The sequence below is a fragment of the Pseudomonas monsensis genome (assembly GCF_014268495.2).
Lineage (GTDB): Bacteria > Pseudomonadota > Gammaproteobacteria > Pseudomonadales > Pseudomonadaceae > Aquipseudomonas > Aquipseudomonas monsensis.
In genome coordinates, this window is record NZ_CP077087.1 from 1,462,133 (window position 1) to 1,481,992 (window position 19,860).

18 protein-coding genes are annotated in these 19,860 nt (G+C 59.3%); 8 read left to right on the forward strand and 10 right to left on the reverse strand.

Annotated elements, in window-relative coordinates:
• Positions 1-90 precede the first annotated feature (90 nt).
• Together HV782_RS06225 and HV782_RS06230 are read left to right on the forward strand one after the other, a co-directional pair.
• Entirely contained in the window at positions 91-495 is a 405-nt protein-coding gene (locus tag HV782_RS06225) for a response regulator (RefSeq protein WP_128615255.1), read from the forward strand.
• Between the two features lie 167 nt (positions 496-662).
• The gene (locus HV782_RS06230) at positions 663-944 is read left to right on the forward strand and encodes a DUF3509 domain-containing protein (protein WP_128615254.1); all 282 of its coding nucleotides are present in this window, start codon (positions 663-665) and stop codon (positions 942-944) included.
• 175 nt (positions 945-1,119) lie between these two features.
• Here the strand turns inward: HV782_RS06230 and HV782_RS06235 are convergent, their stop codons facing one another.
• A complete protein-coding gene (locus tag HV782_RS06235) occupies positions 1,120-2,079 on the reverse strand; it encodes a TIGR02285 family protein (RefSeq protein ID WP_186745047.1) in 960 nt (319 codons plus the stop codon).
• Entirely contained in the window at positions 2,027-3,226 is a 1,200-nt protein-coding gene (locus HV782_RS06240) for a CaiB/BaiF CoA transferase family protein (RefSeq protein ID WP_128615252.1), read from the reverse strand. Before HV782_RS06240 ends, HV782_RS06235 begins: the two co-directional genes overlap by 53 nt.
• Before the next feature lie 146 nt (positions 3,227-3,372).
• On the opposite strand from HV782_RS06240, the gene HV782_RS06245 reads away from it, so the two are divergent.
• From HV782_RS06245 to HV782_RS06255, 3 genes are all read left to right on the forward strand, one after another.
• On the forward strand, positions 3,373-3,915 hold the full coding sequence (locus HV782_RS06245) for a YaeQ family protein (protein ID WP_047601370.1): 543 nt from the start codon (positions 3,373-3,375) through the stop codon (positions 3,913-3,915).
• 55 nt (positions 3,916-3,970) lie between these two features.
• Positions 3,971-5,680: a single-stranded-DNA-specific exonuclease RecJ gene (recJ, locus tag HV782_RS06250; RefSeq protein ID WP_128615251.1), complete on the forward strand. Its 1,710-nt coding sequence runs from the start codon at positions 3,971-3,973 to the stop codon at positions 5,678-5,680.
• A 267-nt stretch (positions 5,681-5,947) separates the two neighbouring features.
• Positions 5,948-7,054 carry an NADH:flavin oxidoreductase/NADH oxidase gene (locus HV782_RS06255; RefSeq protein WP_186745049.1) on the forward strand — a complete coding sequence of 369 codons (1,107 nt, stop codon included), beginning with the start codon at positions 5,948-5,950 and terminating at the stop codon, positions 7,052-7,054.
• A gap of 202 nt (positions 7,055-7,256) precedes the next feature.
• On the opposite strand, the gene HV782_RS06260 is transcribed toward HV782_RS06255, so the two are convergent.
• A complete protein-coding gene (locus HV782_RS06260; RefSeq protein ID WP_186745051.1) occupies positions 7,257-8,885 on the reverse strand; it encodes a glucan biosynthesis protein D in 1,629 nt (542 codons plus the stop codon).
• 403 nt (positions 8,886-9,288) lie between these two features.
• Between HV782_RS06260 and HV782_RS06265 the strand changes: the two genes are divergently transcribed.
• On the forward strand, positions 9,289-9,474 hold the full coding sequence (locus HV782_RS06265) for a hypothetical protein (RefSeq protein WP_123464975.1): 186 nt from the start codon (positions 9,289-9,291) through the stop codon (positions 9,472-9,474).
• Positions 9,475-9,524: 50 nt separating this feature from the next.
• Here HV782_RS06265 and HV782_RS06270 read toward each other — a convergent pair whose 3' ends face one another.
• On the reverse strand, positions 9,525-10,037 hold the full coding sequence (locus HV782_RS06270) for a BRO-N domain-containing protein (RefSeq protein ID WP_186745053.1): 513 nt from the start codon (positions 10,035-10,037) through the stop codon (positions 9,525-9,527).
• 300 nt (positions 10,038-10,337) lie between these two features.
• On the opposite strand from HV782_RS06270, the gene HV782_RS06275 reads away from it, so the two are divergent.
• Together HV782_RS06275 and HV782_RS06280 are read left to right on the forward strand one after the other, a co-directional pair.
• Entirely contained in the window at positions 10,338-11,591 is a 1,254-nt protein-coding gene (locus tag HV782_RS06275) for an AAA family ATPase (protein ID WP_186745055.1), read from the forward strand.
• Entirely contained in the window at positions 11,588-12,220 is a 633-nt protein-coding gene (locus tag HV782_RS06280; protein WP_186745057.1) for an RloB family protein, read from the forward strand. Before HV782_RS06275 ends, HV782_RS06280 begins: the two co-directional genes overlap by 4 nt.
• 44 nt (positions 12,221-12,264) lie before the next feature.
• Here HV782_RS06280 and HV782_RS06285 read toward each other — a convergent pair whose 3' ends face one another.
• The 6 genes from HV782_RS06285 to ydcS all read right to left on the reverse strand — a co-directional run bounded on the left by HV782_RS06285 (position 12,265) and on the right by ydcS (position 19,817).
• Positions 12,265-13,746 (reverse strand): APC family permease, encoded by a 1,482-nt coding sequence (locus HV782_RS06285; protein ID WP_186745059.1) that lies wholly within the window; start codon positions 13,744-13,746, stop codon positions 12,265-12,267.
• Between the two features lie 217 nt (positions 13,747-13,963).
• Positions 13,964-15,388 (reverse strand): gamma-aminobutyraldehyde dehydrogenase, encoded by a 1,425-nt coding sequence (locus HV782_RS06290; protein ID WP_186745061.1) that lies wholly within the window; start codon positions 15,386-15,388, stop codon positions 13,964-13,966.
• Between the two features lie 166 nt (positions 15,389-15,554).
• Positions 15,555-16,382: an ABC transporter permease gene (locus HV782_RS06295; RefSeq protein WP_186745063.1), complete on the reverse strand. Its 828-nt coding sequence runs from the start codon at positions 16,380-16,382 to the stop codon at positions 15,555-15,557.
• A complete protein-coding gene (locus HV782_RS06300; protein WP_186745065.1) occupies positions 16,372-17,307 on the reverse strand; it encodes an ABC transporter permease in 936 nt (311 codons plus the stop codon). The genes HV782_RS06295 and HV782_RS06300 overlap by 11 nt, the downstream gene beginning before the upstream one ends.
• A 1-nt stretch (position 17,308) precedes the next feature.
• On the reverse strand, positions 17,309-18,346 hold the full coding sequence (locus tag HV782_RS06305; RefSeq protein ID WP_123464989.1) for an ABC transporter ATP-binding protein: 1,038 nt from the start codon (positions 18,344-18,346) through the stop codon (positions 17,309-17,311).
• A gap of 319 nt (positions 18,347-18,665) precedes the next feature.
• Positions 18,666-19,817, reverse strand: coding sequence for a putative ABC transporter substrate-binding protein YdcS (ydcS, locus tag HV782_RS06310; protein ID WP_186745068.1), 1,152 nt, complete (start codon positions 19,815-19,817; stop codon positions 18,666-18,668).
• Between the last annotated feature and the right edge of the window lie 43 nt (positions 19,818-19,860).

Here is a 19,860-nt window from a genome sequence, read left to right on the forward strand (position 1 = left end):
CTACTTTTCCGATGGGAGGCTTAAGACGACTGCCCTAGAGTGAACGACAACTGCGGTGAGAGTCCGCGATTGTCGCTTTAGAGGTCGCCTATGCGCTCGCTTAAAATCCTGATTCTTGAACCCAATCCGTTTCAACTGATGGCGTTGCATCAAATGCTCAACGCCATCGGCATCTATGACGTTCTGACCGCGCCGTCGCTGGCATCGGCCTTGTGTTCCCTGGGGCATCGCGGCGCGGTCGATATCGCCATCTGCGATCCGCAGCTCAAGGGTGGCGATGGCCTGGCCCTGATCCATCATCTGGCGCAACAGGATCAAGCTCGGGCTTTGATCCTGCTGGGGGCGGTCGCATCGAGTGTGTTGGGCGATCTTGAACGCTTGCTGTGCGAGCATCGCCTGCGAATGCTGGGGTGCCTGCAAACACCGGTCTCGGCGGTGCTGATGAGAGGTTTGCTGGACAGTTATCTGCTCGCGCCCATGGCGGCGCGGGCCTGAAGCGTACGGTTATTTTTCTGTCATCTTCACCGTGCATGCTCTGACAGACCGGTAACGCTTCCAGGGATGGAGCAACCGGCAGGCAGAACTTTCTTCTCGGGCCGGTGGTCATTTACTGTGGACATGCCCCAGACACAATGTTTTCGGACTATTGAGTGGAGATCGAGATGGAAAGTATCAGTCTATTGCTCGGTGAGGCTCTGAGCCCGTATCAGGTTTCGTTGTCTGCAAGCGGCGCCCGTGGCGAATGCCGGGTGACCTTGAAGAACAGCAACGGCGCAATTGTGGTGGAACGCGAATTCAATCAGGCGCAGTTGAGCGACAAACGCCTGCTGACGGATGTGGTCGATGGTCTGCACCGTGACATTCTGATCGCCGAAGGGCGCCTGGAACCCTGTGTGATCGCGGCATTGCGCAACGCAGCACTGGACAAGCGTCCGGCGCTCTGAAGATGAAATATTTTTTGTGGGAACCTTCCTGCATCCCTGTCAGTCAGACCCCATAACAGCAGGATCAAGCATTGTGCTCCGGTGCTTGTCGCTTGCTGCTACGGGTCCTTTGTAGACCACGTTTAACCCCGAGTCGTCTCCCCACTTCTCGGGGTTTCTTTTGTCCGGCGTTTGCTTAATGGGTCGCCTGCTGCTCGAAAAAGACACGGGCCTGCTCCAGATAATCAGCCTGCCGCTCGGGATCGAGCCACGCCGCGTAGAGCTGATTCAGATGCGCGTGGGGCAGGGTGCGCAACAGTTGGTTGATTTCACTGATCGCCTGACGTCCCTGAGTTGTGTCGGAACAGGCGACGTAACCCGAGAGATATTTCCCGGTGCCCTGGATGGGGTAGAACGCCAGCTCGTCCTCGGCGATCTTCGCCTGTTTCGCCTGATAGCGGATTTCCGGCCAGTAACCCAGCACCACCTGCAATCGGCCCAGACGCTGCATCGACAGCAGATTGCTCAGGGCGTCGTTACCGTAATGGGGGGTCAGCGCACCGCTGTGGGCTTGATGGAGTATGTTGTCGATGAACTCGCCGTAGCTGCGTTCAGCGACCACGCCGACTTTTCTGTCGGTGGCGGCCAACAGCGCCGACAGGTCGACCTCGCCGCCCACCAGATAGGGTTCGAGCAGCGAACGGTCTTGCTGACGAACCACCAGACCATTGCTCACCACGCGTATCGCCGGGATCGAATACACGACCCATTGCGCGCGGTCCTTGTTCCACAACAGCGCGGGGTCACAGGCAAAAGGGTTTTCGTGCAGCATCTGCAGGCCACGGGCGCGATTGACCCGCATCAGTGTGTGTTCGTATTGCGGCAGGCCGGCGATCAGCAGCGGCATCAATTGATCGATCACGCCCTGGTCCTTTTTCGGGCCTTCTAATATCGTCAGGGGCGGCAGGTCGCGCAACAACCAGATCAGCGTCGGTTTGGCCTGTGCTGCGGTCGACACGGCCAGCAGAAACAGCAGGCCGAACAGGCGCCACGTCCACCAGTGATGGGCGCGGTTGGCCTCAGATGTCTGCTGGCGTTTCAGCTTAAATGGCTCCGTCTTCGCGCAACCGGGCGATCTGTTGCTCGTCGTAGCCAAGGTCGTGGAGTACCTGCGCGTTGTGTTCACCGAGCTGTGGCCCGACCCATTCGGAAGAGCCCGGTGTCTCAGAGAGTTTCGGCACGATGCCCGGCATCTTGAAGTCCTTGCCGTCCGGCAGCTTGGCGTGCAGGAACATTTCCCGCGCCAGGTACTGCGGATCGTTGAACATGTCTTCGGCGCTGAAGATCCGGCTCGCGGGCACCTCGGCCTGATTGAGCAGGTCGAGCACCGTTTGCAGCGGTAACGAATTGACCCAGCGATCGATCACCCCATACAACTCGTCGCGACGATTGTCGCGTCCGTCGTTGCTCGCCAGTGCCGGGTCATTGGCCAGATCGTCCCGGCCAATGATCATCATGAAGCGCTTGAAAATGGCATCGCCGTTGGCGCCGATCTGCACATGCTTGCCGTCGGCACTGGTGTGAATCGACGACGGTGTAATGCCCGGCATGATGTTGCCGGTGCGCTCACGGATGAAACCGAACACATCGAACTCCGGGACCATGCTTTCCATCATGGCGAAGATCGCTTCATATAGCGCCACATCAACCACCTGGCCGAGGCCACCGTTGACCTCGCGATGACGCAACGCCATCAGTGCGCCGATCACACCCCACAGCGCGGCAATCGAATCGCCGATGGAAATCCCGGTGCGCACCGGTGGCCGGTCCTCGAAACCGGTGATGTAGCGCAACCCGCCCATGGACTCACCGACTGCGCCGAACCCCGGCTGATCCTTCATCGGTCCGGTCTGACCGAAACCCGAGAGGCGCACCATCACCAGTTTCGGGTTCAGCGCGTGCAGGGTTTCCCAACCCAGCCCCAGTTTCTCCAGAACGCCGGGGCGGAAATTCTCGATGAGAATGTCGGCTTCGCCGAGCAATTTCTTCAGGATGGCCAGGCCGTCGGGATGCTTGAGGTTCAGCGTCAGCGACTTTTTATTGCGCGCCTGCACGAACCACCACAGCGACGTGCCTTCGTACAACTTGCGCCATTTGCGCAAGGGATCACCGCCGTCCGGCGACTCGATCTTGATCACGTCGGCACCGAACTCGCCGCAAATACGCGAGGCAAACGGCCCGGCAATCAACGTACCCAATTCAATGACTTTCACACCGCTGAGCGGTTTGTTGGCGAACGGCATACAGAATCCTGTAGGACAAGGCTGAGCAGATACAGCGTTTTAACATAGCCGGCTGTCAGACGCCGCAGCTTGATCGCCATCAATTCGATGATTGCCTACCGCATCGGTTAGACTTGCCGACTTTCCTCGTATCAAGAAGCCCGTTCATGGCCCAGCCTTCGACCACGTACAAGTTTGAACTGAACCTCACCGACCTCGACCGCAGCATCTACGAGAGCGTCAAGCAGACCATCGCCCGTCACCCTTCGGAGACCGAAGAGCGCATGACCGTGCGGCTGCTGGCCTACGCCCTCTGGTACAACGAGCAGTTGTCGTTCGGTCGTGGTCTGTCGGACGTGGATGAACCTGCACTGTGGGAAAAGAGCCTGGACGACCGTGTCCTGCACTGGATCGAAGTCGGCCAGCCGGATGCCGATCGTCTGACTTGGTGCTCGCGTCGCACCGAGCGCACCAGCCTGCTGGCGTACGGCAGCCTGCGCGTCTGGGAAACCAAGGTGATCCCGGCGATCAAGAACCTGAAGAACGTCAACATCGCCGCCGTGCCGCAAGAGGTGCTGGAGACCCTGGCCAAGGACATGCCCCGCGTCATCAAGTGGGACGTGATGATCAGCGAAGGGACGATCTTCGTCACCGACGACCGTGGTCAGCACGAAGTCCAGTTGCAATGGCTGCAAGGTGAGCGCGGCTGATCCTGCGCCGCCACCGGATTAAACCCACGTATTCAAGAGAAGTTTCTGTCACCCCATGCGTATCGAACCTCGTCAGCTGCCTGCCACTCTGCCTTTTCTCGGTGATATTCCACCGCTGTTGACCCGCCTGTACGCCGCGCGGGGCGTGCAGTCCGAGGCCGAACTGGACAAGAGCCTGGCGCGCTTGATCCCGTTCCAGCAACTCAAGGGCATTGATGCGGCGGTCGACTTGCTGGTGACGGCACTGGAGCAGCGCCAGCGCATTCTGATCGTTGGCGACTTCGATGCGGACGGTGCGACCGCCAGCACCGTGGGCATGCTCGGGTTGCGCCTGTTGGGCGCGGCGCATGTCGATTATCTGGTGCCGAACCGCTTCGAATACGGCTATGGCCTGACCCCGGAAATCGTCGAAGTCGCCCTGACCCGCGAGCCGCAGTTGCTGATTACCGTCGACAACGGCATCTCCAGTGTCGAAGGCGTGGCCGCTGCGAAAAAGGCCGGGCTCAAGGTCTTGATCACTGACCACCACTTGCCCGGCGATGAACTGCCGCAGGCCGATGCGCTGGTCAACCCGAACCAGCCGGGCTGCGAATTTCCGAGCAAGGCGCTGGCCGGCGTGGGCGTGATTTTCTATGTACTGATGGCCTTGCGTGCGCGCCTGCGCAGCCTCGGCTGGTACGAGAGCAAACCACAACCGAATATCGGCGAACTGCTCGATCTGGTGGCGCTGGGCAGCGTTGCCGACGTGGTGCCGCTGGATGCCAACAACCGGATTCTGGTGCATCAGGGCCTGGAGCGGATTCGCGCCGGGCGCGCACGGCCGGGGATCAAGGCGATCCTCGAAGTGGCCAAGCGCGACGCTGCACGTATTACGTCCACCGACCTCGGTTTTATCGTCGGCCCACGCCTGAACGCGGCGGGGCGCCTGGACGACATGAGTCTGGGTATCGAATGCCTGCTGACCGCCGACGCCAACCGCGCTCGGGAAATGGCCGCGCAACTGGACGGCATGAATCAGGATCGCAAATCCATCGAGCAGGGCATGCAGCGCGAGGCGCTGGCCCAACTCAAGGACTTGCCGGTGGAGTCGATGCCGTTCGGTCTGTGCCTGTTCGATCCCGAGTGGCACCAGGGCGTCATCGGTATTCTCGCGTCGCGGATGAAAGAGCGTTATTTCCGTCCGACCATTGCCTTCGCTGATGCCGGTGACGGTCTGCTCAAGGGCTCCGGGCGTTCTGTGCAGGGCTTCCATATTCGCGACGCCCTGAGCGTGGTGGCGGCGCAGCATCCGAACCTGATTGCCAAATACGGTGGTCACGCCATGGCGGCCGGCCTGACCTTGCCACAGGAGAATTTTGCGCTGTTCGCCGAGGCATTCGATGCTGAAGTGCGTCGGCAACTTCGCGAAGAAGACCTGACCGGGCGCATGCTGTCGGACGGAACACTGGCGGTTGAGGAATTCCACCTCGAACTGGCCCGTGCCTTGCGCCATGCCGGGCCTTGGGGCCAGCACTTCCCGGAGCCGCTGTTCCACGGCGTGTTTCAGTTGGTCGAGCAGCGTGTGGTGGGTGAGCGGCATCTGAAAGTGGTGCTGAAAAGCGAGTGCGGTTCGGTGAAGCTCGACGGCATTGCCTTTGGTATCGACCGCGATGTCTGGCCGAATCCGACCATTCAATGGGTTGAACTGGCCTACAAGCTCGACGTCAACGAGTTTCGTGGCAACGAGACCGTGCAACTGATGATTGCCCACATCGAACCGCGCTGACGCCATTCGCGAGCAAGCCCGCTCCCAGCTGGACGGAGTTGTTCTTGTGAGCGGGCTTGCTCGCGAAGGCCGACTTTCACACACAGAATTACTCTGAACCCTGCCTCCTCCTCAGTTGTCGACTAGGCTCTAAGCACTGCTTGATTGGCCTTGTGACGTCTTGTCGAATGTTTTGCCCGCGGGGGCGGGTGTTGTACCTTTTTCCTGTCACTCGTCGACTATTCAAACAGAACCCTGGAGCCTGCCCACTGATTCGAGAGGTGCCCCATGAGTCTGCTGCTTGAACCCTTCACCCTTCGCCAACTGACCCTGCCCAATCGCATCGCCGTGTCGCCGATGTGCCAGTATTCCAGCGTCGACGGCCTGGCCAACGACTGGCATCTGGTGCACCTCGGCAGTCGCGCCGTCGGCGGCGCCGGCCTGGTCTTCACCGAAGCCACGGCGGTCACCGCCGACGGGCGGATTACCGCTGAAGACCTCGGTCTGTGGAACGACGAACAGATTGCACCGTTGCAACGCATTACCCGATTTATTACGTCCCAAGGCGCGGTCGCCGGCATCCAACTGGCCCATGCCGGGCGCAAGGCCAGCACCCATCGGCCGTGGATCGGCAAGCATGGCAGCGTCAAACCCGATGATGGCGGCTGGACCCCGGTCGGGCCTTCGCCGATTGCTTTCGACCCGCAACACACGCAACCGAAACAGCTGGATGAAGGGCAGATCGCTGATGTCATTCAGGCCTTTGTCGATGCTGCCAAACGAGCGTTGACGGCGGGTTTCAGTGTGGTTGAGGTGCATGCCGCGCACGGTTATCTATTGCATCAGTTTCTTTCGCCACTGAGCAATCAGCGCCGCGATCAATATGGTGGTTCGTTTGAAAACCGCATTCGCCTGGTGCTGCAAGTCACCGAGGCGGTGAGGGCGGTCTGGCCTGAGGAATTGCCGGTGTTTGTCCGCGTATCGGCCACTGACTGGGTGGAGGACGGCTGGAACCCGGATGAAACCGTGGAGCTGGCGCGACGCCTGCACACGCTTGGCGCGGATCTCATTGATGTGTCTTCGGGTGGCACCGCAGCGAATGCCGAGATTCCAGTGGGGCCGGGCTATCAGACGCGCTTCGCCGAACGTGTGCGTAAGGAGTCAGGCATCGCCACTGGCACTGTGGGCATGATTACCGAGCCGGCGCAGGCTGAGCACATTCTGCGCACCTGTCAGGCCGACATCATCTTCCTCGCCCGTGAGCTGCTGCGTGATCCGTACTGGCCGCTGCACGCCGACGATGATCTGGGTGGGCGCAAAGCGGTGTGGCCGGCGCAATATCAGCGCGCCACTCATCGTGATCAGCCGATTCACGAGTCAGACTTGCGCGATTGAGTGAGTCGCAATAAAGCAAAAAGCCCCGGTCAGTGATGGCCGGGGCTTTGTTTTGTCTGTTGGTCTTTCGCTGCGATGCTGCCGCCATCGCTGGCAAGCCAGCTCCCACAGATTTGGTGGCGTACGCAAAATCTGTGATCAACACCCATCACTGTGGGAGCTGGCTTGCCAGCGATGAGGCCCGTGCAGGCGCCTCAAATCATCAAGGGTACTTGCGCTTGTCCGGCGCCGGCGGGAAGTACTGGTACAACCAGGTCTCGCTCAGCGTGCGGTCATTGGTGCGAATGAACAAACGCAGTTCCACCGGCTCGACGCTGTCATTGGTCGGGTACCAGTCGAACAGGATCCGGTAACCCTTGATGTCGTCGAGCACCAGCACGCTGAAGTCCTGCACCTTGCCGTTGGAACACGTGACCACCGGTTCGATCCCGGTGCCCTGCGGCAGGCGATCCAGGCCGCCTCCGGTGAAGTCCACGGCAAAACGGCGGGCCCACACCGGCGGATAATGCTCGCCCGGTGCCCAGCCTTCAGTAAAGCCGCCCATGCCGGAACGGGTTGCATGCACCCGCGCCAATGGCGTGCCGACCGGCGGCAGGGCGCTCCAGTAGAGCTTGTAGCCGTAATTCAGCGAGTCGCCGGCCGCCACCGGTTTCTTCGGCGTCCAGAACGCAACGATGTTGTCCAGGGTTTCGCCGGTTGTAGGAATTTCCAGCAGATCAATAGAGCCTTCGCCCCATGCTGTGGTCGGTTCGACCCACAGGCTTGGGCGCTTGCTGTACCAGTCGACGGTATCCTGATAGTTGGCGAACTCATGGTCGGTCTGCACCAGACCGAAGCCTTTTGGATCCTTGTCGGCAAAAGCGTTGAACTGCAGGGTCGCCGGGTTGTTCAGCGGGCGGCAGATCCACTCGCCGTTGCCGCGCCACATCGCCAGGCGATCGGAGTCGTGGATTTGCGGGTGGATGGTGTCGCACATGCGGCGTTCGTGAGTGCCGCAACTGAACATGCTGGTCATCGGTGAAATGCCCAGTTGTTCGATGGCGGTGCGCGCATTGATGTGGGCGTCGACTTCCATCACCACGCGTTCGGCCTGGCAGTCGATGTCGAAGCGGTAGGCGCCGGTCGCACTCGGCGAATCGAGCAGCGCGTAGACGACAAAACGCGTGGCGTTCTGATCCGGCGTCTCGAACCAGAATTTGGTGAAGTCAGGGAATTCTTCGCGCTTCTTGGCGTAAGTGTCGATCGCCAGGCCGCGAGCGGAGAGGCCATATTGGCCAGTCGCATCCACCGCACGGAAATAGCTGGCGCCGAGGAACGACACCACGTCATGGCGATCCAGCTCCGGTGCCTTGAACAGTTTGAAGCCGGCGAAACCCAGATCACCTTTCAACTGCTGCGTGTCGACCGAAGTGTTTTCATAGTTGAACAGCGCCGGGCGGAAATGCACCTCGCGGGCGGTGCGGGTCTTGGGATCGACGCTGTACATGCGCACCGGCTGACGGAAACCCATGCCGACGTGGAAGAACTGCACGTCCAGTTGACCCTTGTTCTCCTTCCACAACGAATGCTCGCCGTCGTAGCGGATCGCGTTGAAGTTTTGCGGGGTCATGGTCGCCAGTGTCGGCGGCAGCACCTGTTTGGTGTCCTGATAAGCGTTGCCGGCCAGTTGCTTGGCCTGGCGCTTCAGCGCTTCGAAGTCGAACGCCTGCGCCTCGCCATCGGCGGCGCCGCCATTGGCTGCCCACGCACGGGTGGCCAGCAGGCCGGTGGCCGAAAGACCGGTGTAAGCCGCAATGGCCATGGACGCTTTGAGCAAATTCCTGCGGTGCATAAATACAACCTGTCGTGTGCAATCCCGCGCCTTTCCTGGCACGTGCTGGATCAGAAATAACGGTTCGGACAAGCCTTCGGCCAAACGCAACGGACTATAAACAGATGCCGGCTAGCTTAAACGGTTCGCTCGCCGAGCAAAATTCGTTGATTCACTACGCCAGTGTGTCAATGAAACAAGACATGTCGGTTAAAAGTCTGACAGGGCGTTCTGATTTACACGGCATATCTGCTTTTTTCGACTAATTACTCTAAAAACTGCTTTTCAGCGCCGATTTAATTTCTATTCTATGGGCATGACCGGTGTGACCAGAAGAACCGGTGAGGCACACGACACTGCTGTAAGGGGCAGGGCGATGTGGTGGTTTAGCAGTTCTTTGACGTATTAGAGAAGGACATCGTCCATGGCAAAAATACAAGGCATCACCGAAATGTTGGGCATCTTTCCCTGCCTCGGCAGCGGCCGCAAAAGACGTCGGTTGAGCTCCGACGAACTGAAACTGGTGGAGCGTTATCGAGAGCTATCAGAAGGGGACCGGATTGCGATGCGCTATCTGGTGGATGCGATGCGGAGTGTTTCGCGGTTTTGAGTGGAAATAAAAAGGGGCGGACTGAAAGGTCCGCCCCTTTTTTATTTGGATCAGCTACACGTTCCCAGTACTGGATACGGCCGCTGGCCGTGCATCAACTCCGGCACATCCCGCCATTTGACCCACGCTTGCTGTTGCCAGTGCAGCAACGGCACCGTGACGCCTGCCCAATGCATTGAGCTCAGGCTCGGGTGGTTTTCCACAGGGCTTGATTGGGTTTCGCGCAGCATCGGGATGACTTCATGGCTCAGCCATTGGCGCAGGTGACGGTTTTCCGGGACGAAGTGATGGACGAGCAGGGCAAACAGGCCGGACTCGCTGACCATCGCGCAATCGACGATTTCGCCGTCCCGACGTAGGAGGACATGGCGACGTTGGTCGGGATCGAGTTTCAGGGTGAGGCGTTCGTTCAGGGGGTAACCCATCAAGCGACCGAGATCTTGCACGCAGAACCAGGTTTCGTGGTCTTGCATGAAGGCGTGGAGGAAGCGGTTGTGGCGGGTGAAGGCGGTGGGGGTGAAGTAAGGAAAGTTTTCAGAGGTGTTTTTGATGTGTTTAGGCATTTGTCGACTCCAATATTGAAAATAGAGCCGCCACTCAAATGAGCGCGGTTGCGCCATGTTGATTTTGTTCCGGCTTCGACACCGGGCTGCTGATTTCACAGCCGGAAAGAAGACTATCTGCCGTGTGTTCTACGCGCCAAGTCTGCTCTATCGACAAAAACTGTAGGAAACGGGGCTTTTTCAGGAAGGCTATGTCTGTAGGAAATGCCTGTTTTTGCACTCGCTGCAGTCTGTCTGCATCTGAAGCCTGTTTTTTCGTTTATTCATGAAAACCCAAGCAATGAACTGCAGGTTTTCTCCATGTTGATCGAATTCTCGGTATCCAATTACCGCTCATTTCGGGACAGGCAAACCCTGTCCATGGCGGCGAGCCCTCGTCTGAGCAAAACGCGCAATACGTTCAAAGCCTCCACGAGCGCAGAAAAGCTTCCGGAGCTGTTGAAGGTTGCAGCTATTTACGGTCCGAACGCCTCCGGAAAGTCTTCACTGATCCGCGCAATGGGCATCGTCGGACGCTTGCTAGCGACACCACGTGGTTCAAATGACGAAGCGCTGCCCGTTTCACCTTTTCGATTTGATGGCACTCTGAGCGATGCGCCCAGTGTCTTTGAGTACGACTTTATTCAGGGCGGACTGCGCTATCGGTTTGTCCTCGGGTTGACCGCACAGAGGATTGTTCAGGAACAACTGACTGCTTACCCGAAAGGTAAGGAAACACTGCTTTATGACCGCCGGTTTGATGCTGAAGGTGAGCATTACCTGTTTGGTAAAACCCTTGAGGGCGGCAAGGAAGTGCATTGCGCCTGGCGCCGATTGACCAGTCCGACGATGCTGTTTATTGCACAAGCCGTTACTCATAGCAGCGAAGAGTTGAGTCAACTGCGCACTCCATTTAATTGGTTTCAAACCGGACTGCTAGTCATAGAACAGAACAACATGCTTGGCTTATCCACAGCCTCGATTCGCTTTCTGCAAATGGTCAAAAATCATACGAGCAACCTGCGCGATTTTCTCAGTGCGCTGGATATTCCTGTGTCTGCGATACGGCTCGACCCGGATGACGCCTCTGCAGACTTTAGCAACAGAAAACTGACCTTGAAGGAGTTCTTCGCGGCGGCTCAAAAGGACAAACTGACCCTCACGCACTCCAGCATATCAGGCGATGCGCAGTTCGACTTCTCGGAGGAGTCTTGCGGAACCAAGAACCTGATTGGTTTCTGGTTGCCCTGGTTCATGATGAATCAGGCCGGTGGCAGTGGGATCCTCTGTGTCGACGAACTGAATAGCAGTCTTCATCCCGAAATCGTCGCTGACTTGATCGCAAAGCATCTGGACAGTGGCTTGGATACCCAACTGATTTTCACGACACACGATACCCATCTGATGAATGAAAAGATTCTGCGGCGTGACCAGTTCTGGATTACAGAGCGTGATGCGCATGGCGCCACGAGCCTGTTTTCCGTACACGATTTTGGAGGCCGGGAAAGCGAGGATGTCGAGAAGCGTTACTTCGAAGGGCGTTATCGCGGGCTGCCGCTGATAAGGCGGGGGTGAGGGTAGTGAGTTCGTTCAAATCGTTTGATCGCAAGGCTCCCCGCTTCAAACCGCAGCCTAAGGTGCTGGTGTTGTGTGAAGACAGTAAGTCAGGGAAACGTTATCTGGAGGAAGCCGCGTTTTACTTTCGGGCCAAGGCTCAGGTTGAGATCGTCCACTGCGGTGTTACACATCCAAGCGGCATTGTTGAGCGAGCAGTCGTAAGGCAAAAAAGCTTCGATAAGGTGTTCTGTGTTTTGGATCGAGACACCCACGTGTGCTTCGAGCGAGCGTTGAATGCGGCGAAGTCTTATCCAAAAATCCAAGTCATCGCATCTTATCCGTGCTTCGAGTTTTGGCTACTACTGCACTTTGGCTACAGTCGCAAACCGTTCAGCACAGTCGGAAAAAACTCTCCGGCTGATTTGGTGACCAAGAGCCTCAGAGCAAAACCCTGCATGGCTGACTATCAGAAAGGCAAAGACGTCAGCTACTTCGCTCAACTACTCGGAAAGCCATTTCAGCAGGCTAGAGCGCTGGCCCCCAAAGTTCTTGAGGATGTCGCCCTTAGTGGCGAACACAACCCAAGCACTGAAATTCACTTATTGATCGATGAGTTCGAAACCCTTTCAAAGCCTCAACTGATCTAGCATCACAAACCGTGCCCGCATTACTGCGGGCAGGTTATTTCTCTCTAGCGACTCACCTTCCAAGCATCCCCAGACGGCGCCTTGCCATGGTCATACGGCTTGCCAATCCACATATAAACCAGCCCCAAGCCAATCACGATCGCGGTGCTCAACACCATCGCATAGTTCACGTACCACGCCGCATCCGGCGTACGTGGCCAGGCCATGTTGATGATCGCGCCGACGCCGTACACCAGCGCGCCGATGTTCACCGGCCAGCCCCAGGCGCCGAGGGTGAATTTGCCGCTCGGTTTCCAGCCTTTGCTGCGGGCGTACAGCGCGGCCAGGACGATCATCTGGAACGCGAGGTAGATGCCGATGGCGGCGAAGCTGACGATGGTGGCCACGGCGTCTTGCAGGAAGAAGCCGAGGGCGATGATCAGGGCCGGCAGGACGCCGGACACGAACAGCGCGGCAACCGGCACTTGAGTCGTAGGAGAAATCTTCTTCAGCAGGCGGCTGCCGATGACCATTTCGTCGCGAGCGTAGGAGTACAGCAGACGGCTCGCGGCGGCCTGCAGGCTGATGACGCAGGAGATGAAGGAAATCATCACCACGCCCATCACCACTTTCGAGCCGATTGGGCCGAAGGCGTTGTTGAGGATGGTGGTGACCGGGTCCTTGTCGGTGCCGTTGATCACCGCTTGCATGTCTGGCACGGCGAGGATCAGCGCCAGGCAGGCGAACATCGCCGCGATGCCGCCGATGTAGATGGTCATGCGCATCGCCACCGGGATTTTTGCGCTGGGGTTCGGGGTTTCTTCGGCGACGTCGCCACAGGCCTCGAAGCCGTAGTAGAGGAACATCCCCGCCAGCGAGGCGGTGAGAAATGCCGGCAGGTACGAGCCGTCGACGCTGATGTCGAAGGTGTTGAACAGTACGCTCAGCGGTTGGTGACGCTCGAACACCAGCAGGTAAACGCCGACGATCACCGCGCCGACCAGTTCGCAGAGGAAGCCGAACATGGCGATCCGCGCCAGTGCTTTGGTGCCGCTCAGGTTGACCAGCGTGGCGAACAGGGTCAGCACCAGAGCGATGACGATGTTGGTGTTATTGCTTGGCTCAAAACCCAGCATGGCCGCGAGGTACGGGCCGGCACCGACGGCCACGGCGGCGATGGTTACACACAGGGCGATGGAGTAGATCCAGCCGACCATCCACGCCCATTTCTTGCCCACTAAACGGCGCGCCCAAGGGTAAACGCCACCGGAAATCGGGAACTGCGAAACCACTTCGCCGAAGATCAGGCACACCAGTAACTGGCCGCAACCGACCAGCAAGTAAGCCCAGAACATCGGTGGGCCGCCGGCGGCGAGGCACAGGCCGAACAGGGTATAAACCCCTACAACCGGTGACAGATAAGTGAAGCCCAAAGCGAAGTTTTCCCACAGGCTCATGCTGCGGTTGAAGTTCGAGGTGTAGCCCAGCTGGCGCAGTTGTTCGGCATCGCTGTCGGCAACGGCGGCGAGATCGGGTGAGGCACTCATGTGTGTTTGCTCCGTGAAATCGGCAGATTTCGGATGGCCGAGGCCGTGGCGGGGCTTGGTGGGCGCCGCCCGGGTCGGTAGTTATTGTCAGGTGTTGAATCCTGGTGGTGCGCAGAGCCGGTTTCTGCCTTGAAGCCGGGGTGACGCCATCGCGAGCAGGCTCACTCCTACAATTTGGAATGCGATCCCTGTAGGAGCCAGCCTGCTGGCGATGCTTTTAGTGCTTGAACATCACATGCCGAACCGTGGTGTAGTCCTCCAGCCCATACATGGACATGTCCTTGCCGTAGCCGGACAATTTCTGACCGCCATGGGGCATTTCGCTGACCAGCATGAAGTGCGTGTTGACCCAGGTGCAGCCGTACTGCAAACGGGCGGACAAGCGATGTGCGCGTCCTACATCCGCCGTCCACACCGAGGAGGCGAGGCCGTAGTCCGAATCGTTGGCCCATTCCAGCGCCTGCGCTTCATCGGTGAATTTGGTCACCGAGACCACCGGCCCGAACACTTCGCGGCGGACGATTTCGTCATCCTGTTGCGCGTCGGCCAGCACCGTCGGTTCGAAGAAGAAACCGTTGCCCTCAACAGCCTTGCCACCGGTGATCAAACGGATGTGCGGCTGCGCCACGGCACGTTCGACAAACCCGGCGACGCGGTCGCGATGCTGCGCAGTGATCAGCGGTCCCAGCTCGGTGGACGGATCATCCTGTAAGCCGTATTTGATGCTGCTGACCGCTGCGCCGAGCTTCTCGACGAACTGTTCGTAGATGCCTTGCTGCGCGTAGATCCGGCACGCAGCGGTGCAATCCTGCCCGGCGTTGTAGAAACCAAAGGTACGGATGCCTTCAACCGCAGCGTCGATGTCAGCGTCATCGAAGATGATCACTGGCGCCTTGCCGCCCAGTTCCATGTGCATGCGTTTGACGCTGTCGGCGGTGCTGGAAATGATGTTCGAACCGGTGGCGATCGAACCGGTCAGCGAGACCATGCGCACTTTCGGATGCGTGACCAGCGGACTGCCCACGGTAGGACCACGACCGAACACCAGATTGAGCACACCGGCCGGGAAGATGTCCGACGCCAGTTCGGCCAGACGCAACGCGGTCAGCGGGGTTTGTTCCGACGGCTTGAGCACCACGGTATTACCGGCAGCGAGGGCCGGGGCGATTTTCCAGGCGACCATCATCAGCGGGTAGTTCCACGGTGCGATGGAGGCGATCACGCCCACCGGGTCGCGGCGGATCATTGAGGTGTGGCCGGGCAGGTATTCGCCAGCCGCCGAACCGCTCATGCAACGGCTGGCGCCGGCGAAGAAGCGGAACACGTCGGCGATTGCCGGGATCTCGTCGTTGAGCGCGGCGCTGTAGGGTTTGCCGCAGTTGGCGGATTCGAGTTTCGCCAGTTCTTCGCCGTGGGCTTCGATGGCGTCGGCGAGTCTGAGCAGCAGCAGCGAACGATCTTTCGGCGTGGTTTGCGACCAGTCGGCAAAAGCGCTGTCGGCGGCGCGTACGGCGGCATCGACCTGAGCCTCGGAGGCTTCATTGATTTCCACCAATACTTCACCGAGGGAAGGGTTGAGCACCGCCTGCGCCGGGCCTTCGCCGTTGACCAGTTGGCCGTTGATCAAGAGTCTGGTTTGCATGATTTTGTCCTCACTAACACTTTTATTGTTCTGGCCGAATCGAGAGCCCTGTGGGAGCGAGCTTGCTCGCGAAAGCGGTGTATCAGTCGACATCAATGTCGGGTGTGACGGCCTCTTCGCGAGCAGGCTCGCTCCCACAGGGGGATTTTGGGTGTCTGTTGGATGTTTATTTACCGCCACTGCCGGCGACGCTTTCGCCACCGCGTGTCAGGTAATACGCGCCCAGAATCGGCAACATGGTCACCATCATCACCAGCATGGCGACGACGTTGGTCACCGGCACATCCCGTGGCCGGCTCAGCTGATTGAGCAGCCATAACGGCAACGTGCGTTCATGCCCGGCGGTAAACGTGGTGACGATGATTTCGTCGAACGACAGCGCGAACGCCAGCATGCCGCCCGCCAGTAACGCCGAGCCGAGGTTCGGCAGGATGATGTAGCGGAAGGTCTGCCAGCCATCGGCGCCGAGGTCCATCGAGGCCTCGATCAGACTGTGCGAAGTCCGGCGCAGGCGGGCGATGACGTTGTTGTAGACGATCACCACACAGAAGGTCGCGTGACCGACGATGATGGTGAACATCCCCGGCTCGATCCCCAGCGTCTTGAACGTCGCCAGCAAGGCAATCCCGGTGATGATCCCGGGCAGCGCAATCGGCAGGATCAGCATCAGCGAAATGCCCTGCTTGCCGAAGAAATCCCGGCGGTACAGCGCTGCCGAAGCCAAGGTGCCGAGCACCATCGCAATCAACGTGGCAATGGCTGCGATCTGCAATGAAAGCTTGATCGCCTCCAAAACGTCCGGCCGCGAAAACGCCACGCTGAACCAGTGCAACGTGAAGCCCTTCGGCGGAAAACTGAACGCGGCCTCTTCGGTGTTGAAGGCGTAGAGGAAGATGATCAGGATCGGGAAGTGCAGAAACACCAACCCGCCCCAGGCCGCGATTTTCAGGCCTGGAGAGGCTTTGTCCCCCTGCTTTTCTGAATTAGAGCGCATCGAAGGCCCCCAGACGTTTGACGATAGACAGGTAAACCGCGATCAACACAATCGGCACCAGCGTGAACGCCGCCGCCATTGGCATGTTGCCGATCGCACCTTGCTGCGCGTAGACCATGCTGCCGACGAAGTAGCCGGGCGGCCCGACCAATTGCGGCACGATGAAGTCGCCCAGGGTCAGCGAAAAAGTGAAGATCGAACCTGCCGCAATCCCGGGAATGGACAGCGGCAAAATCACCTGCATGAACGTCTGGCGCGGCTTGGCGCCGAGGTCGGCGGAAGCCTGCAACAGCGATGGCGGCAAGCGCTCCAGCGACGCCTGAATCGGCAAAATCATGAACGGCAGCCAGATGTAGACGAACACCATGAACCGCCCCAGATGCGAGGTCGACAAGGTGCTGCCGCCCACGCCGGGAATGCCGAGGATGAACTGCAACACCGGCTCCAGCCCCAAGTGCTGCACGAACCACTGCGCCACGCCGCCCTTGGCCAACAGCAACGTCCAGGCGTAAGCCTTGACGATGTAACTGGCCCACATCGGCATCATCACCGCGATGTAGAAAAACGCCTTGGTCTTGCCGGTGGTATAGCGCGCCATGTAGTAGGCAATCGGGAACGCGACGATGGCGCTGGCGATTGACACAACGATGGCCATGCCCAGCGTGCGCAGGATGATGTCGAAGTTCGACGGCTGAAACAGCGCGGCAAAATTGGCCAGCGTCAGGTCAGGGGTGACCGCCATGGTGAAGTCGTCGAAGGTGTAGAAACCCTGCCACAACAGCACCAGCAGTGAACCGAGGTAGATCGCGCCGAACCACAGCAACGGCGGCACCAGCAGCAGCGACAAATACAGGTTGGGCTTGCGATAGAGCAGGTTGGAAAACCGGCGCAAGGGCGGCGATTGAGTCATCGCGAGCGTGCTCATCTCACACCTCGCCGGCAACGGTGTCGTGCAGCGCAACCATGGCTTCCCGCGCCCAGCGTGCACTGAGGCGCTGGCCGGTCTGATGCTGCGCGCTGCTGTCGAGCCACTGATTGTTGGCGTGGCTGATGCTCAGGGTCTGGCCGTTTTCCAGCTTCAGTTCATAGCGCGTGGCACTGCCCTGATACTGGATGTCGTGGAGCAGGCCGCTGACTTCGATCTCGTGGGCGGCCAGCGGGCCTTCGGCGAAACGCACATGTTCCGGGCGGATCGAAAACGGCTGCGGATGGCCGCTGAGCTGGCGTGCCAGGTCGCCACGAATCACGTTCGAGGTGCCGACGAATTCGGCGACGAATGTGGTGGTCGGTTTCATGTACAGATTGCGCGGAGTGTCGACCTGTTCGATGCGGCCCTTGTTGAAGACTGCGACGCGATCGGACATCGACAGCGCTTCGGTCTGGTCGTGAGTGACGAAGATGAAGGTGATGCCGAGTTGGCGCTGCAGTTTCTTCAGTTCGCTTTGCATTTGCTCGCGCAGCTTGAGGTCGAGAGCACCAAGGGGTTCATCCAGCAACAGCACGCGCGGACGATTGACCAGCGCGCGGGCGAGGGCGACACGTTGGCGCTGACCGCCGGACAACTGCACTGGCTTGCGTGCCCCGTAACCGCCGAGGGCGACCATGTCCAACGCCTCTTCAGCGCGTTTATGGCGCTCGGTTCTGCTCACGCCTTTGACCTTCAAACCGTAGGCGACGTTGTCCAGTACGTTCATGTGCGGGAACAGCGCGTAATCCTGGAATACGGTGTTGACGTCACGTTGGTACGGCGGCAGGCCAGCCGCCTCGGCGCCGTGGATGCGGATCGAGCCGGCGCTCGGTTGTTCGAAACCGGCAATCAGGCGCAGGCACGTGGTTTTGCCCGAGCCGGATGGGCCGAGCATGGAAAAGAACTCGCCGTCCTGGATGTCGATGGAAACCCGGTCAACGGCCTTCACTTCGCCGAACTGCCGGGAAACGTTGGTGAACTGGACTGCAAGCGTCATGGTGCGGTGCTCCAAAAAGGCGCGGGCCGTCGCAGCGGCCCTGCCTGGACTTCTGAAAAATCTGAAACATCTAACGGTGAATGCGATCCGCTCTTAGCGCCCTCATTCGGCGAGCGAGATACGATCCGCTCTTAGCGCCCTCATTCGGCGGGCGAGATGCGATCCGCTCTTAGCTCCCTCTCCCTCCGGGAGAGGGCGGGGGGTGAGGGTGGCTTTATTGGCCATTGCCCTTCAATCAAGAGCAAAGTCAAAAGCTACCCCCTCACCCCAGCCCTCTCCCCCAAGGGGGAAAGGAAGCTCGACCGAGGTGCTCCCGGGCTTAGCGCCCGCCCATGATCGCGATGTAGTCCTGAGTCCAGCGGCTATAAGGCACAAACTTGCCACCCTCAGCCTGTGGGGTTTTCCAGAAGGCGATCTTGTCGAACTGGTCGAAACCGTTGGTCTTGCAACCTTCAGCGCCGAGCAATTCGCTCTCCTTGCACGCCGCTGGCACCGCTGGCAACGAACCAAACCACGCCGCCACATCACCCTGGACTTTCGGTTTCAACGACCAGTCCATCCACTTGTAGGCGCAGTTCGGGTGCTTGGCTTCGGCGTGCAGCATGGTGGTGTCGGCCCAGCCGGTGGCGCCTTCTTTCGGGATGGTCGAGGCGATCGGCTGCTTCTCGTTGATCAGACCGTTGACCTGATATGGCCAGGCGCTGGACGCGACCACGCCTTCGTTCTTGAAGTCGCTCATCTGCACCGTGGTGTCATGCCAGTAGCGGTGGATCAGCGGCTGCTGCTGGCGCAACAGTTCAAGCACGGCTTTGTACTGATCTTCGGTGAGTTGATACGGGTCCTTGATCCCCAGTTCAGGCTTGGCGGTCTTCAGGTACAGCGCCGCGTCGGCAATGTAGATCGGCCCGTCATACGCCTGCACACGGCCCTTGTTTGGCTTGCCGTCGGGGAAGTTCTGCGCGTCGAACAGCACGTTCCAACTGGTCGGCGGTGTCTTGAACACGTTGCTGTTGTACATCAGCACGTTCGGGCCCCACTGGTACGGGGTGCCGTAGGTCTGCTTGTTGACCACGTACCACGGCGCATCTTTCAGGCGCGGGTCGAGGGTGTTCCAGTTCGGGATCAACGCAGTGTTGATCGGTTGCACGCGCTTGCCGACGATCAACCGCAGCGACGCATCGCCCGACGCAGTGACCAGGTCGTAACCGCCCTTGGCCATCAGGCTGACCATTTCGTCAGAAGTGGCGGCGGTCTTCACGTTGACCTTGCAGCCGGTTTCCTGCTCGAAACCGGTCACCCAGTCGTAGGCCTTGTCGCTTTCGCCACGTTCGATGTAACCCGGCCACGCCACGATATCCAGCTGACCTTCGCCGGCGCCGACGGCCTTCAGCGGCTCGGCGGCTTGCAGGCTGGCGCTGGCCAGCAAAGCCGTGGTGATTGCACTGAACAGTGCGGTCTTGTGCACGAACATGGGACACACCTCTTTGTTTATTAGGTTTTTGTTAAGAGTAGTC

Bases quoted from the DNA above. Each gene is read 5' to 3' on its own strand.
- HV782_RS06255 (WP_186745049.1), top strand. From the start codon at position 5,948: ATGAGTCTGCTGCTTGAACCCTTCACCCTTCGCCAACTGACCCTGCCC.
- HV782_RS06305 (WP_123464989.1), bottom strand. From the start codon at position 18,346: ATGACGCTTGCAGTCCAGTTCACCAACGTTTCCCGGCAGTTCGGCGAA.
- HV782_RS06290 (WP_186745061.1), bottom strand. From the start codon at position 15,388: ATGCAAACCAGACTCTTGATCAACGGCCAACTGGTCAACGGCGAAGGC.
- ydcS (WP_186745068.1), bottom strand. From the start codon at position 19,817: ATGTTCGTGCACAAGACCGCACTGTTCAGTGCAATCACCACGGCTTTG.
- HV782_RS06225 (WP_128615255.1), top strand. From the start codon at position 91: ATGCGCTCGCTTAAAATCCTGATTCTTGAACCCAATCCGTTTCAACTG.
- HV782_RS06265 (WP_123464975.1), top strand. From the start codon at position 9,289: ATGGCAAAAATACAAGGCATCACCGAAATGTTGGGCATCTTTCCCTGC.
- HV782_RS06260 (WP_186745051.1), bottom strand. From the start codon at position 8,885: ATGCACCGCAGGAATTTGCTCAAAGCGTCCATGGCCATTGCGGCTTAC.
- HV782_RS06300 (WP_186745065.1), bottom strand. From the start codon at position 17,307: ATGAGCACGCTCGCGATGACTCAATCGCCGCCCTTGCGCCGGTTTTCC.
- HV782_RS06270 (WP_186745053.1), bottom strand. From the start codon at position 10,037: ATGCCTAAACACATCAAAAACACCTCTGAAAACTTTCCTTACTTCACC.
- HV782_RS06295 (WP_186745063.1), bottom strand. From the start codon at position 16,382: ATGCGCTCTAATTCAGAAAAGCAGGGGGACAAAGCCTCTCCAGGCCTG.
- HV782_RS06230 (WP_128615254.1), top strand. From the start codon at position 663: ATGGAAAGTATCAGTCTATTGCTCGGTGAGGCTCTGAGCCCGTATCAG.
- recJ (WP_128615251.1), top strand. From the start codon at position 3,971: ATGCGTATCGAACCTCGTCAGCTGCCTGCCACTCTGCCTTTTCTCGGT.
- HV782_RS06245 (WP_047601370.1), top strand. From the start codon at position 3,373: ATGGCCCAGCCTTCGACCACGTACAAGTTTGAACTGAACCTCACCGAC.
- HV782_RS06275 (WP_186745055.1), top strand. From the start codon at position 10,338: ATGTTGATCGAATTCTCGGTATCCAATTACCGCTCATTTCGGGACAGG.
- HV782_RS06240 (WP_128615252.1), bottom strand. From the start codon at position 3,226: ATGCCGTTCGCCAACAAACCGCTCAGCGGTGTGAAAGTCATTGAATTG.
- HV782_RS06285 (WP_186745059.1), bottom strand. From the start codon at position 13,746: ATGAGTGCCTCACCCGATCTCGCCGCCGTTGCCGACAGCGATGCCGAA.